This window comes from Lentzea sp. (genome assembly GCF_036380075.1).
Lineage (GTDB): Bacteria > Actinomycetota > Actinomycetes > Mycobacteriales > Pseudonocardiaceae > Lentzea.
In genome coordinates, this window is sequence record NZ_DASVFL010000116.1 from 1 (window position 1) to 13,420 (window position 13,420).

Here is a 13,420-nt window from a genome sequence, read left to right on the forward strand (position 1 = left end):
CAGTGGTGGCAGAACATGCACATCATCCTGGCGCTGGTCTTCCCGCTGCTGGCGGCCGCGCAGTGGGTGCTGCTCGACGACAGCCCGAAGTACGTCCGCTACCCGGCCCGTGCGGCCGCCTTCGGCTACGCCGTCTTCTACGGCGCGCTCGACGCGTTGGCCGGTATCGGCGGCGGCGCGATGACGTTGGCGAACGGCGGTCGCTCCCCTGCCGACGAACCGCTCTTCAAGATCGGCAACCAGCTCGGGCACGTCGGTGCGTGGTGCTTCTTCGTCGCCAGCCTCGCGATCGCGGTGTGCGCGCTGCTGAAGAACCGCCTCAAGGCGATCCCGGGAGCAGTCTTCCTGACGCTCGGCAGCTTCCTGTTCCTCGACAGCCACATCTACTGGCCGAAGGGCGTCATCGCCTGCACCTGCATCGCGATCGGCCTGGCCGCGACCAGCTACGCGAGCGCGTCCGGCAGGTCGGTGACCGACCCCAGCACCCGCACCTGAGCCAGCACGTCCGGAGCGGGCGGGAAGTGCGGGTTCGGCACGGCGAGCACCGTCATCCCCGCGGCCATCGCCGCCTTCAGCCCGTTCGTCGAGTCCTCGACGGCGTAGCAGGAAGCGGCCGGGACCCCGAGCCGTGACGCCGCCAGCAGGTACACGTCCGGCGAGGGCTTCCCGGCCGCGCACTCCTCCGACGACACCGCCACGGGCACCGGCAGTCCGGTCACCTCGAGGAACACCTTGATCAGCGCGGCCGGCGCCGACGACGCGATCGCGACCGAGAACCGCGACGCCACCGAACGGACCGCCTCGACCGCGCCGGGGATCACCGGCAGGTGGGCGGCGTAGGCCTTCTCCATCTCCGCGACCACCCCGGCGGACACCTCCGAGGCCGGCAGCCGCACGCCCACGTCCGACACCAGGTACGACGCCCACTCCGGCGTCGACATCCCCTGCATTGCACGGGTCGCCTCATCAGTCCACGTGCCGCCGTGGGCACGGGCGAACGACTGGCGCACCTCGTCCCACACCTGCTCGGAGTCGATCAGCACGCCGTCGAGGTCGAAGATCACCGCATCCACGCCCCGAACCGTACCCTGTGGCGCACGATACTTCGCTATGCTAACCAAAATCGGTTAGGATAGCGAAGTGAATTTCAAAGCTCAGCCCAAACAGGTGTGGATCACGGCTTTCGCCGCCGTGATCGCCTTCATGGGGATCGGGCTCGTGGACCCGATCCTGCTGTCCATCGCAGAGGGTCTGCACGCAACACCGTCGCAGGTCACCCTGCTGTTCTCCTCCTACCTCGGCGTCCAGGTCGTCGCGATGCTGTTCACCGGCGCCGCGACCGCCCGCTTCGGCGCCAAGCGCACGCTCGTCGGCGGGCTCGCGCTGATCGTCGTCGCGACGTTGCTGTGCTCGGCGGCGGGGAACATCGGGCAGCTCGTGGGACTGCGGGCCGTGTGGGGGCTCGGCAACGCGTTCTTCATCGCCACCGCGCTCAGCGTCATCGTCGGCGCGGCGAGCGGCGGGCAGAAGGCCGCGATCCTGCTCTACGAGGCCGCGCTCGGTCTCGGTCTGAGCGTCGGGCCGCTCCTGGGCGCGCTGCTCGGCAGCATCTCGTGGCGCGGGCCGTTCCTCGGCACCGCGATCCTGATGGCGGCGGCGCTGGTCCTCTGCGCGACCTGCCTGGCCAAGGACTCGCACCACGAACGTCCGAGGATCGGCCTGCTCGACCCGTTGAAGGCACTCAAGAACCCCGTGTTGCTGCGGACCGCGATCGGGTCGGCGCTGTACACGGCCGCGTTCTTCACCGTTCTGGCCTGGTCGCCGTTCGTGCTCCGGTGGGGTGCCGTGGAGATCGGACTGATCTTCTTCGGCTGGGGCGTGTGCGTCGCCGTCTCCAGCGTCTTCCTCGCGCCGCGGCTCGCGGACCGCGTCGGCGAGAAGGCCGCGATCATCGGGTCGGTGCTCGCGTTCGCCGCGCTCATGCTGCTGATGGCGGTGCCCAGCAAGCCGTTGCTGGTGGCGGCGGTGGTCGTCAGCGGGCTGGTCAGCGGTCTGCTCAACACGTTGTTCACCGGGACGGCGATGAGCGTCAGCGACGCGCCGCGGCCGGTCGCGAGCGCCGGGTACAACTTCCTGCGCTGGCTCGGCGGCGCGCTGGCGGCGACGTTCGTCAGCCACCTCGCCCAGCCGTTCGTCGTGGCCGGCGTGCTCTGCGCGATCGCGGCGGTGCTGCTGGCGTTCAACCGCACCGACACCCGCGAGGTACCTACGGAAGTCGTGATCGCGAGCGAACAGCTAGTCGGTTAACGGAAGGTGAACTACGGTCGGTCGCGGTTCCCGCACCGACCGTAGGAGGCCACCACCATGATCCCTCTGCCTCTCGTCAACCACCGCGTCGGCAGAGCAGCGGTGACATGCGAGTACCGCTGCGGGGACGCGTGCTTCCACGACGTCCCGAACACCTCGGCCAACCCCTACCTCGGCGACCTGATCAGCCGCCGCACCGCGCTCAAGGCCGGCGCGGTCGTCGCGGCAGCGGCCACCGTCGCGACACCCGCGGTCGCCGCCGCGGCCGAACCCCAGCCGTCCCAGGCCCGTCCTCCCAAGGGGCTCGACTTCACGCCCGTCCAGGTCAACACCAAGGACGAGGTCGTCATCCCCGAGGGCTACGAGCAGGGGATCGTGATCCGCTGGGGCGACCCGCTCTTCCCCGGCGTCCCCGAGTTCGACTTCGACCACCAGACCGCCGCGAAGCAGGAGAAGCAGTTCGGCTTCAACTGCGACTTCGCCGCCATCCTGCCGCTGGACCCGTTGGAGCTCAGCGGGATCATGGTCACGAACCACGAGTACACCAGCGAGCCGTTCATGTTCCGCGGCTACGACGCGAACAACCCCACCGAGGAGCAGGTCAGGATCGCCTGGGCCGCGCACGGCCTCTCGGTGTTCATGATCAAGCGCTCGCTCTTCACCGGCCACTACCGGCCGCGGTTCAGCAAGTACAACCGCCGCATCACCCTGAACACGGCGTTCGAGGTGCGCGGTCCGGCCGCGGGCAGCGACCTGCTCAAGACCTCGGTCGACCCGACCGGCAAGAAGGTCTTCGGCACCATCAACAACTGCTCCGGCGGCGTGACGCCGTGGGGCACGATCCTGTCCGGCGAGGAGAACTTCAACCAGTACTTCGCCAACGCCGCGACCCGCAACGACCCGAGGCTCACCCGCTACGGCGTCACGGGAACCGCGACCACCCGCAAGTGGGAGCGCTTCGACAAGCGCTGGGACCTCGCGCAGGAACCCAACGAGGTCAACAGGTTCGGCTGGGTCATCGAGCTCGACCCGCACGACCCGGACTCCACGCCGGTCAAGCACACGCACCTCGGCCGCTTCAAGCACGAGACCGCCAACATCCGCGTCGCCGACGACGGCCGGGTGGTCGCGTACTCCGGTGACGACGAGCGCTTCGAGTACATCTACAAGTTCATCTCCACCGGGAAGATGAAGCACGGCAACAGCAAGGCCGCCCGCCGCCACAACATGACGCTGCTCGACGACGGCACGCTCTACGTCGCGAAGTTCACCGGCGACAGCCCGCCCGCCGAGATCGACGGCACCGGGAAGCTGCCCAGCGACGGCCGGTTCGACGGCAGTGGCGAGTGGATCCCGCTGGCCGCGGGGAACAGGTCCTTCGTGCCCGGCATGACCGCCGAGGAGGTGTACGTCTTCACCCGCATCGCCGCGGACAAGGTCGGCGCGACGAAGATGGACCGCCCCGAGGACATCCAGTGCCACCCGCGCACCGGCAAGGTCTACTGCGCGCTCAGCAACAACGTCGAACGCGGCGTCACCGCGGGCAAGGAAGGCCCTACCGAGCCGAACCCGCGCATCAACAACCGCCACGGCCAGGTGCTGGAGGTGACCGAACGCCGCGACGACGCGCTGGCGCTGACGTTCAGCTGGGACCTGTTCCTGGTCTGCGGCTTCCCGGACGACCCGGGCACCTACTTCGGCGGCTACGACAAGTCGCAGGTCAGCCCGATCTCCAGTCCCGACAACGTCGCGTTCGACCGCCACGGCAACCTGTGGATCTCCACCGACGCCGACGGCAAGCTCGACGGTCTGAACGACGGCCTCTACGGAGTGCCGTTGGAAGGACCGGAACGCGGCCACCTCAAGCTGTTCCTCACGGTGCCGCGCGGCGCCGAGACGTGCGGCCCGGTGATCGGCGAGCGCGTCATCACCGTGTGCGTCCAGCACCCCGGCGAGGTGGACGGCGCGAACGCGGACAAGCCCGTGTCGAACTGGCCGGACCGGGGCACCGCGCGTCCCCGGCCGTCGGTCGTCGCGGTGTGGCGCCAGGGCAGGCGGCAACTGGGAGAGATCGGATGACCACGGCGCGTGCCTGATCGTCCGGGTGCAGGACGAGTTCGCCCGCCGTTCATCTGCTGGACGGCTGGCGAACTCGTTGGGCTCTTAGGTTCGGCCAGTTCCCTGAACTGACACCGATCTCGGAGGCCTGCGTGTCCTCACCCGCCGATCGGGGCCGCCGTCTGCTGCCCCTGCTCCCGACGAACCACCCGCTCGGGCGCCAGGCCGTCACCTGCGAGTTCCGCTGTGGCAACGCCTGCGCGCACGAGGCGCCCAACTCGTCCGCCAACGCGTACTTCGGCGACGTCGTCAAGGAGGTCGTGAGCCGCCGCGGCATGCTCAAGGCCGGTGCCGTCGTCGCGGCCGCCGGAGCGGGCGCGCTCGCGTTCTCCGGTGCGGCCACCGCCGCCCCCGCCCAGCCCGACGCCGAGGCCCTCGGCCGCGGTGGCAAGGGCAAGGACGGGCTGAACTTCGAGCCGGTGGCGCCCAACACCCTCGACCAGCTCAGCGTGCCGCAGGGCTTCCAGCAGGACGTCGTCATCCGCTGGGGCGACGCGGTGCTGGACGACGCGCCGAAGTTCGACTTCGACAACCAGACGCCGGAGGCGCAGGCCAAGCAGTTCGGCTTCAACAACGACTTCTGCGGTCTGGTCCCGGTCCCCGGCTACCACGACAGCTGGCTCATGGTGAGCAACCACGAGTACACGACCGAGTCGTTCATGTTCAAGGACTGGTCGCCGACCACGGTCACCGAGAAGCACGCCAAGATCGCGTGGGCCGCGCACGGCCTGTCGGTCGTCATGGTCGACCGCGACCCGCGCACCGGCAAGCTCTTCGTCTGCCCGGACGACAAGAAGAAGTACAACCGCCGCATCACCCTCACCACGCCGTTCGAGGTGAAGGGCCCGGCCGCCGGCTCGAAGTTCCTCAAGACCTCCGCCGACCCGACCGGCCGCAAGGTCCTGGGCACGCAGAACAACTGCTCCGGCGGCGTCACGCCGTGGGGCACGATCCTGTCCGGCGAGGAGAACTTCAACCAGTACTTCGCCAACGGCGGCACCGTGACCGACCCGGACACGAAGGCCAAGTTCGCCCGCTACGGCATCAGCGGCGGCGCTTCGCTGCGCCAGTGGGAGCGCTTCGACAAGCGCTTCGACCTGGCCCAGGAGCCCAACGAGGCCAACAGGTTCGGCTGGATCGTCGAGATCGACCCGCTCGACAAGAACTCGACGCCGGTCAAGCACACCGCGCTCGGCCGCTTCAAGCACGAGGGCGCGAACGTCATCGTCGCCAAGGACGGCCGCGTGGTCGCGTACATGGGCGACGACGAGCGCTTCGACTACATGTACAAGTTCGTCACGGACGAGAAGATGCAGAAGGGCGACTCGAAGCGCGCCCGCGAGCACAACAAGCAGCTGCTGGACAAGGGAACGCTGTACGTCGCCAGGTTCACCGGTGACAGCCCCGCCGCCGAGATCGACGGCACCGGCAAGGTTCCTGCGGACGGCGAGTTCGACGGTTCCGGCGAGTGGATCCCGCTGGCGCACAACGACAAGTCGTTCGTGCCCGGCTTCACCGCCGAGGAGGTCTACGTCTTCACGCGTCTGGCCGCCGACAAGGTGGGCGCGACGAAGATGGACCGCCCGGAGGACGTCGAGCCGTCGCTGCACAACCGCCGGATCTACGCAGCGCTGACGAACAACACCGACCGCGGCAAGGCGGGCAAGGAAGGCCCGACCGAGATCAACCCGCGCAACGGCAACAAGCACGGCCACGTGCTGGAGATCGAGGAGCGCCGCGGCGACAACACGGCGACCACGTTCTCGTGGAAGCTGCTGCTGCTCTGCGGTGACCCGACCGACCCCGGCACGTACTTCGGCGGGTTCGACAAGTCGCAGGTCAGCCCGATCTCGTGCCCGGACAACGTCGCGTTCGACACGCGCGGCAACCTGTGGATCTCCACGGACGGCAACGCGCTGGGCTCCAACGACGGCCTGTTCGCGGTGCCCGTCGAGGGCAAGCGCCGCGGCCAGGTCAAGCAGTTCCTCACGGTGCCCAGGGGCGCGGAGACCTGCGGCCCGGTCGTCACCGAGGACTTCGTGCTGGTGTCCGTGCAGCACCCCGGCGAGATCGACGGCGCGTCGGCGAACAACCCGCTGTCGCACTGGCCGGACGGCGGCACCTCGCAGCCGCGTCCGTCCGTCGCCGTGGTGTGGCGCAAGGACCGCCGCAGGATCTGCGACTGATCCTCCCGCGCTCATCCGGGTGGAATGAGCGACTGTCCGCTGTGGACGGCGCGTGCTGTGCGTTCTCACGCACGGTGCGCGCCGTCTCACTTGGGGGAGTCGTTTGAACCGGCTGCGACACCAGGCCGTATGACCAGGTGGCTGCACCGCGGACAGCCGAGACACGTCGCACTGTCTGTCCACTTAGGAGTGAGTGTTGATGAAGCGTGCTGGTCTCGTTCTCGTCGCAACGGCACTGGCGGGGCTCGGATTCGGAGTGGCGGGTTCCACCGCCGCTCCCACCCCCGCCACCATGAGCGGTGCCGACGCCAGGGTCGCGCCCGCCGTCGCGGTTCCCGCCGGCAACAAGGTCGTCCAGAAGCTCTACGCCAAGGGCGTGCAGACCTACACATGCACCACAGGCGCCTGGAAGAGCCTGGAACCCGCCGCGACCCTGGCCGACCGGCTCGGCCGCGCGGTGGCCCTGCACTCGCGCGGCCCGATCTGGGTGTCCACGGTCGACGGCAGTGCGGTCGAGGCCGCCCCCGTCGACGGTGCCCGCAACGAGGTGGCCGGAGCCGTTCCCGAGCTGCTGCTGAAGGCCAAGTCGACCAGGGGTGCCGGTGTGTTCGCCGGTGTCAGCTACGTGCAGCGCCTCGCCACCAAGGGCGGCGTCGCGCCGACGGGCGCGTGTGCCACCGAGGGCGAGCAGACCTCCGTTCCCTACGAGGCCTTGTACGTCTTCTCCGCACCCGCCGTCTGAACCGACACCGCGACCACGGCCGCGCTGACCATGGTGACGCCGACGACCCAGAGGCCGGTCTTCTGGGTCCCGGTCAGGTCGCGCAGCCACCCGGTGACGTAGGGCGCCACGAACCCGCTCACGTTGCCCAGTGAGTTGATCAACGCGATCCCGCCCGCAGCAGCAGTGCCGCCCAGGAAGCTCGTGGGAAGCGCCCAGAACGTGGGCAGGGCGGCACACACACCGATCGCGCACACCGACACGGCCACCATCGCCGCGATGGGGTTGTCCAGGTACAGCGCGACGGGAATCGCCGCCCCGCCCAGCAACATGGGCGCGGCGACGTGCCACTTCCTCTCCCCGGTGCGGTCCCCGTGCCTGGCCCACAGGACCATGGCCACCGCACCGAGGACGTAGGGGATCGCGTTGATCAACCCCCGCTCCACGACGCCTGCTCCCGGCGCCAGGCCCTTGATGATCGTCGGCAGGAAGAACCCCAGCGTGTACAGCCCGTAGACGATCCCGAAGTACACGAAGCTCAGCGCCAGGATCCGCGGGTGCGTCAGCGCCTTCTTGAGCGGCCAGTGCTCTTCCTCCGGCTGCTCGACGACCTCGTCGGGCCGGTCCGGCAGCCAGAACCACGTCACGAACGCCAGCGCGATCGCCGGAAGCCCCTCGACCAGGAACATCGTGCGCCAGCCGAACCACTGGATCAGCAACCCGCTGAACGTCGACCCGAGCGCCGTCGAGATCGGTACCGCCACCATGAACAGCGCGACGATCCGCGCCCGGTCCTTCTGCGGGTACCAGTAGGTCAGGTACAGGATGATGCCGGGGAAGAACCCGGCCTCCGCCACGCCGAGCAGGAACCGCAGGACGATCAGCACGGTCCCGTTCGGCACGAACGCCATCGCCGTGGCGACGACCCCCCAGCTGATCATGATCCGCGCGATCCACCGGCGCGCCCCGAACCTGTGCAGCGCCAGGTTGCTCGGCACCTCGAGGAGCAGGTAGCCGATGAAGAACACCCCGGACGCGAACCCGAACACCGTCGCGGTGAGCTGGAGCTCCTCCGACATGCCGTTGGGCCCGGCGAACCCGATGTTGACGCGGTCCAGGTAGTTGATGAAGTAGAGCAGGCACAGGTACGGCAGGATCAGCTTCCTGGGCACTATGGTCCCCCCATGAGTGATCGTCCGGTAGCCCTCGTCACCGGGGCGTCCAGCGGAATCGGCTCGGCCATCGCCCGCAGTCTGGCCCCGACCCACGACCTGCTGCTAGGTGGTCGCGACGCCGACGCCCTCGCGGTCCTCGCGGCCGAGCTCCCCGGCGCCACCGCCTGGCCGTTCGACCTGACGAACGTCGCCTCCGCCGACCTCGGCGTCCTCTCGCGCCTGGACGTGCTCGTGCACAGCGCGGGCATCGCACTGCTCGGCCCGTTGAGCGAGGCGACGCAGGCCGACTGGCGCCAGACTTTCGACGTGAACGTCTTCGCCGTCGCCGAACTGACCAACCTGGTCCTGCCCCGCCTGCGCGAGGCGTCCGGCCACGTCGTGCTGATCAACTCAGGCGCCGGCAGGAACGCCAACCCCGGCTGGGGCGTGTACGCGGCCTCGAAGTTCGCCCTCCGCGGGTACGCGGACGCGCTGCGCGGCGACGAACCGTCGTTGCGGGTGACCACCGTCTACCCCGGCCGCACCGCCACCCCGATGCAGGAGGACGTGCGGCGGCAGGAGGGCGGCGACTACGACCCGTCGAAGTACATCGACCCGGCCTCGGTGGGGCGGGCGGTGGCGTCGGCCGTGCTGGCGACGCCCGACGCCCACATCACCGAACTGGTCGTGCGGCCCAGGTGAGCCGCACGGCGGGTCGGGCTAACTTCGGCTTGCAAGGTCATGACAACGATGTCATAAAATTCATGAGGTCATTCGGATTCCACTGGAAATGTAATCTTCATGAGGAATCTTGCCTGGTGGTCACGATAATTCCACCTGTTGGGTGGAAACATCGATAATTGGCATAGCCCGTTTGGTTGAACCTGAAGTCGCGGCGAAACACGGTCCTCTGCCTTCTCGATGCACACTGCAAAGTGCAGTCGAGGGGTTGGGGCGCAAGTGGGGAAAACTAGCTGGTCAAGGGGGCGACCAGTCGCCGCAGTGCGCCAAATAGGTGACGAGGAGACTCTCACGCAGTATGGCCAGGTCGGCATCGGTGACGGAGGGTTCCGAAGGCAGCCGAGATTTGATCAAGGCGAGCGAGATGTGTCTATGATCGTTGGCAAACTGGGTGTGGCAGGGGCGTTGAGTCTTGTTGTAGGAAGAAACAAGGTAATACTTCAGGATGCTGTGCGATACTTCAACGTGGGACGTCTTCGTGAGGCGGATTACGTGGTGAAGCACACGCCTACGCCGCGTAACCCGAACCATGTCAGTGTGGTTGCACCTGAAGGTGTTATCGCTGAAGACTGGTGGCGGGATCATGGAGAGCCCATGCTGGAGCTGATGGTAGACGGGATGCGCACAGGGAAGGGAGACGATGACAATGAGTGAGCATGTTGGGCAGGCGCCTCAACTCGGCGAGCGGCCGTGGCTGTCCGTTGGTCCCTGTGACGTGGAATTGAACGTCTACAACGGGCGCTCCAGTACCGGTCTTGTCGCGACTGAGTTCGGTGCGTTGCTGTTCTGGCAATTTTTTGGGCATGGCACAGATTTCGGGCTGTGGCTGTACCTTCCTGTGAGTGACCAAGAGGCCGAGTACATCGTTGATCATCCCGAAGAGATGATGCTCGACGGCCTTCGGGAACGGTTGCCAGGTCGGCAATGCATTCTTGCTTTGAGTTCAGACGGTGTGGTCAGCATGCGCAGCCCGTACACGATGGAAAAGTCTCGATCGCATGCGGACATGATCCGTCGCATGCTTGAGGCTCTGATCGTGAGCTTGTCTGGCACTACGCAGGCCACGCAGTCGCACCGACCCGTCGAGATTTCACCGGGCAGTGACAAGGCGACTGCGGAGGCCAAAGAAATCGTGCGGGTCACGCTTGCCTCGTGCCCTAGCTGAACGAGCTCAGACGGGTCAGGCCGACCGCAGCCGCTGAGCCACCGCGGTCACCCCGGCCTGCGCCTCGGCCCGGTCCACCCGAGTCGACTCCCCACCGGCCACGACCTGGTCACCGGCCACCCACACGTCGGTGACCCGGCGCGACCCCGAACCCCACACCAGGTTCGCCAGCAGCTGCGGGTCCGGCGCGTCCAAGCCGGTCGCGAACGCCGGGTCGTCGGCGGCGACGTGCACGACGTCCGCCCAGCGACCGGCTTCGAGGGCCCCGATGTCGTCGCGGCCCAGTGCGTCCGCGCCGCCCCGCGTGGCCATCAGCAACGCCTGCGCCGCACCGAGCACGGTCGCGTCCATCTTCGAGACGCGGGCGAACAGGCCGGCGAGCCGCGCCTCCTCGAACAGGTCCAGGTCGTCGTTGGACGCCGGTCCGTCCGTGCCGAGGCCGACCGAGACGCCGGCGGCCAGCATCTCCGGCACGCGCGCGATCCCCGAGGCCAGCTTCGCGTTGGAGCCGGGGCAGTGCGCGACACCGACGCCGAACGACGCGTACAGCGCGATGTCGTCGTCGGACAGGTGCACGGAGTGCGCGGACAGCACCCGGCCGCCCAGCACGTCCGACGCCTTCAGCAGCGCGGGCACCGAACCGAACTCCGCCCGCTGCGCCTCGTCCTCGAACGGCGACTCGGCCACGTGCACCATGAACAACGCGCCGCGGGCCCGTGCCTCCTGCGCGACCGCGGTCAGCTGGGCCGGGGCGAGCGTGTAGGCGGAGTGCGGGCCGTAGGCCAGCTCGACGCGCTCGCCGGGGCCGAAGCGGACGCCGTCGGAGTCGATCCACGCGGAGATCTCGTCGGTCAGCGCCCTCCAGTCCATGCCCGGCACGTCGAGGATCGCGCCGCCGAACACCACGCGCGACCCGGCGGCCAGCACCGACGACACCAGCTCGGGGCCGTGGAAGTACATCTCGGCGGAGGTCGTGACGCCGTGCCGGAGCATCTCGACGGCACCGAGCAGCATGCCCGTGCCGACGTCGGCCGCGGTCATCCGCGCCTCGTTCGGCCACATGTGCTCCTGGAGCCACCGCAGCAACGGCAGGTCGGAGCCCAGGCCGCGCAGCACCGTCATGGGGCTGTGCGCGTGTGTGTTCACGAGACCGGGCAGCAGGATGCCCGACAACCGCCGGACCTCGCCGTCGAAGGCAGGTGCGGCAGACACTTCACCCACATAGGTGATCCGTCCGTCGACGACGTCCACGACCGCGTCCCGCAGGACGGAGCAGGACGGGTCGCAGGGCAGGACCACCGGGGCGTGCAGGCGCAATGACATGCGGAGAATCCTGCCATTGTGACGGCAGTCACATGCATGCATGCATCCGGAACGCGCGGGAATCCTGTCCCCGTCGGGCGCGGGCCGACCCCCAGGGTCCGCCCCGGCCTAAAACTTCCTTCCGACCAGAGGGCTCGTCGCGTTCGACCGGCGGGCCCTTTGTGCTTCCCGGGCAACCACCGACACAGCAGGGACGTCTCTTGATCATGTCGAAGAAGCCGTGCACTTCCAGTGGGTCCTTCCGGCGCGCGCAGAAGCCCGCCACCCCCAAGCCGCCGACTCGCCGCTGAGTTGGCATGATCACATCCGCACGGGACCGGGCGTGATCATGCGGAGGCATTCAGTGGCCGACATCGACCCTCAGAACGACGACCAGTTCAGCGACGCCGAGATGACGCAGGAGTTCGACGTCATCCGCGACGAGAACTAGGACGGGAACTAGACGAGCGGCAGCTCGGCGCGAACCGTCCAGCCAGTCGGTTCGCGTCGGCCTGCGGAGAACGTCCCGCCCAGCAGCTCCACGCGCTCGCGCATGCCCACGAGCCCGTAGCCCCCGGAACCTCCGACGGGAACGCCTCCCGCGACCCCGTCGTCCGCCACCGCCAGTCGCAACGTGCCGTCGCCCGAGGACAGCTCCACGTCCACTGAGGACACTTCGAGGGCGTGTTTTCGGGTGTTGGTCAGGGATTCCTGCACCAGCCGCAGCACCGACCGCGCCAGCTCCTGCGGCACCGGCTCGCGCAGGTCGAACGAAAGCCGCACCGGCAGACCGGATTCCGAGGCCAACGCGCGCACGTCGTCCATCAGCGACGACGAGGCAGCGGGGCCGGCGGAGGTGCCGTCCCGCATGGTGCCGACGAGCCGGCGCATCGCCGTCAGCGCCTCGTTCCCGGATGCGGCGATCGACGGCAGCACGTCCACCTCGCGGTTGAGCTGACCCGCCTGCGCGTGCACGACGATCGCCGTCACGTAGTGCGCCACCACGTCGTGCAGTTCGCGCGCCAACGCCATCCGCTCCGCGTTCTGCGCCGCCGCCACCGACGCCGCCAGCTGCGACGAGCGTTCGTTGTCACGGGCCCGGAAGTACAGCCCCGTCCCGATGGCCAGCACGAGCATGATCGACGCACCGAACAGGTACGACGTCGGATCAGGCCGCCATTCGCGGTACTCGCTGGCCGCCACGACCGGCCACCCGATGACCTCCGCCGCGGTCATCGCCGCCAGGACGAGCAGCGTGCCGGAGACCGCGCGCAGGCGCGACGCCTCCCGCACGAGGATCGCGATGGTCGCCATCGCCGCGCCGGTCACCGAGATGCCCGCGCCGCTGACGAAGAAGTGCGGCTCGAACGAGACGCCGAGGAACCGCAGGTAGAGCGCCGTGCACACGATGGCGAACGCTGCCGCGAGCGCCGCGTCGAACGGCCGTCGCGGTGCCAGGACCGCGATCGCGCAGATGACCGCCACGCCGGGGATCTGCCACCAGCCGAGTTCGGTGGTGATCGACCCGAGCTCCGCGATGCCGATGCCGGTGAGCGAGAGCGCCAGCGGCCACTGGCGTTTGGCGAGCAACCGCCAGCTCAGATCCGTGCTCTCCACCCGACACACAGTAGGGCCGGACGGGTGACGCCGCGTCCGACTCGGGGTCCACCCGGCATCAGCCGGAAGGAGGAGACGGCGACCTGCGGAAATACCCTCCCGGCGGATG

The 13,420-nt window shown here is 68.5% G+C and carries 12 protein-coding genes; 8 read left to right on the forward strand and 4 right to left on the reverse strand.

The features are described 5' to 3' along the window. A partial coding sequence (locus VF330_RS14875; protein ID WP_330852167.1) for a hypothetical protein occupies positions 1–495 on the forward strand: 495 nt, incomplete at its 5' end. On the opposite strand, the gene VF330_RS14880 is transcribed toward VF330_RS14875, so the two are convergent. Then, a complete protein-coding gene (locus VF330_RS14880) occupies positions 444–1,073 on the reverse strand; it encodes an HAD family phosphatase (protein WP_330852168.1) in 630 nt (209 codons plus the stop codon). The genes VF330_RS14875 and VF330_RS14880 overlap by 52 nt on opposite strands. Before the next feature lie 67 nt (positions 1,074–1,140). On the opposite strand from VF330_RS14880, the gene VF330_RS14885 reads away from it, so the two are divergent. The 4 genes from VF330_RS14885 to VF330_RS14900 all read left to right on the forward strand — a co-directional run bounded on the left by VF330_RS14885 (position 1,141) and on the right by VF330_RS14900 (position 7,353). Continuing rightward, positions 1,141–2,307, forward strand: coding sequence for an MFS transporter (locus tag VF330_RS14885; RefSeq protein ID WP_330852169.1), 1,167 nt, complete (start codon positions 1,141–1,143; stop codon positions 2,305–2,307). 57 nt (positions 2,308–2,364) lie between these two features. Further along, positions 2,365–4,386 carry a PhoX family phosphatase gene (locus VF330_RS14890; protein WP_330852170.1) on the forward strand — a complete coding sequence of 674 codons (2,022 nt, stop codon included), beginning with the start codon at positions 2,365–2,367 and terminating at the stop codon, positions 4,384–4,386. 131 nt (positions 4,387–4,517) lie between these two features. After that, positions 4,518–6,611: a PhoX family phosphatase gene (locus VF330_RS14895; protein WP_330852171.1), complete on the forward strand. Its 2,094-nt coding sequence runs from the start codon at positions 4,518–4,520 to the stop codon at positions 6,609–6,611. Positions 6,612–6,810: 199 nt separating this feature from the next. Then, the gene (locus VF330_RS14900; RefSeq protein ID WP_330852172.1) at positions 6,811–7,353 is read left to right on the forward strand and encodes a DUF3455 domain-containing protein; all 543 of its coding nucleotides are present in this window, start codon (positions 6,811–6,813) and stop codon (positions 7,351–7,353) included. Here the strand turns inward: VF330_RS14900 and VF330_RS14905 are convergent. Beyond that, positions 7,314–8,504, reverse strand: coding sequence for an MFS transporter (locus VF330_RS14905; protein ID WP_330852173.1), 1,191 nt, complete (start codon positions 8,502–8,504; stop codon positions 7,314–7,316). The genes VF330_RS14900 and VF330_RS14905 overlap by 40 nt on opposite strands. Positions 8,505–8,516: 12 nt before the next feature. On the opposite strand from VF330_RS14905, the gene VF330_RS14910 reads away from it, so the two are divergent. From VF330_RS14910 to VF330_RS14920, 3 genes are all read left to right on the forward strand, one after another. Beyond that, positions 8,517–9,188 (forward strand): SDR family oxidoreductase, encoded by a 672-nt coding sequence (locus tag VF330_RS14910; RefSeq protein WP_330852174.1) that lies wholly within the window; start codon positions 8,517–8,519, stop codon positions 9,186–9,188. Positions 9,189–9,599: 411 nt separating this feature from the next. Next, a complete protein-coding gene (locus tag VF330_RS14915; protein WP_330852175.1) occupies positions 9,600–9,881 on the forward strand; it encodes a hypothetical protein in 282 nt (93 codons plus the stop codon). After that, entirely contained in the window at positions 9,874–10,392 is a 519-nt protein-coding gene (locus VF330_RS14920; protein ID WP_330852176.1) for a hypothetical protein, read from the forward strand. The genes VF330_RS14915 and VF330_RS14920 overlap by 8 nt, the downstream gene beginning before the upstream one ends. A 15-nt stretch (positions 10,393–10,407) precedes the next feature. On the opposite strand, the gene VF330_RS14925 is transcribed toward VF330_RS14920, so the two are convergent. Continuing rightward, positions 10,408–11,715 (reverse strand): amidohydrolase, encoded by a 1,308-nt coding sequence (locus VF330_RS14925; RefSeq protein WP_330852177.1) that lies wholly within the window; start codon positions 11,713–11,715, stop codon positions 10,408–10,410. A 438-nt stretch (positions 11,716–12,153) separates the two neighbouring features. After that, positions 12,154–13,311: a sensor histidine kinase gene (locus VF330_RS14930; RefSeq protein WP_330852179.1), complete on the reverse strand. Its 1,158-nt coding sequence runs from the start codon at positions 13,309–13,311 to the stop codon at positions 12,154–12,156. Positions 13,312–13,420 lie beyond the last annotated feature (109 nt).

Excerpts from the sequence above, each read along its gene's own strand:
- VF330_RS14915 (WP_330852175.1), top strand. The coding sequence starts at position 9,600 with ATGATCGTTGGCAAACTGGGTGTGGCAGGGGCGTTGAGTCTTGTTGTA.
- VF330_RS14925 (WP_330852177.1), bottom strand. The coding sequence starts at position 11,715 with ATGTCATTGCGCCTGCACGCCCCGGTGGTCCTGCCCTGCGACCCGTCC.
- VF330_RS14920 (WP_330852176.1), top strand. The coding sequence starts at position 9,874 with ATGAGTGAGCATGTTGGGCAGGCGCCTCAACTCGGCGAGCGGCCGTGG.
- VF330_RS14890 (WP_330852170.1), top strand. The coding sequence starts at position 2,365 with ATGATCCCTCTGCCTCTCGTCAACCACCGCGTCGGCAGAGCAGCGGTG.
- VF330_RS14910 (WP_330852174.1), top strand. The coding sequence starts at position 8,517 with ATGAGTGATCGTCCGGTAGCCCTCGTCACCGGGGCGTCCAGCGGAATC.
- VF330_RS14900 (WP_330852172.1), top strand. The coding sequence starts at position 6,811 with ATGAAGCGTGCTGGTCTCGTTCTCGTCGCAACGGCACTGGCGGGGCTC.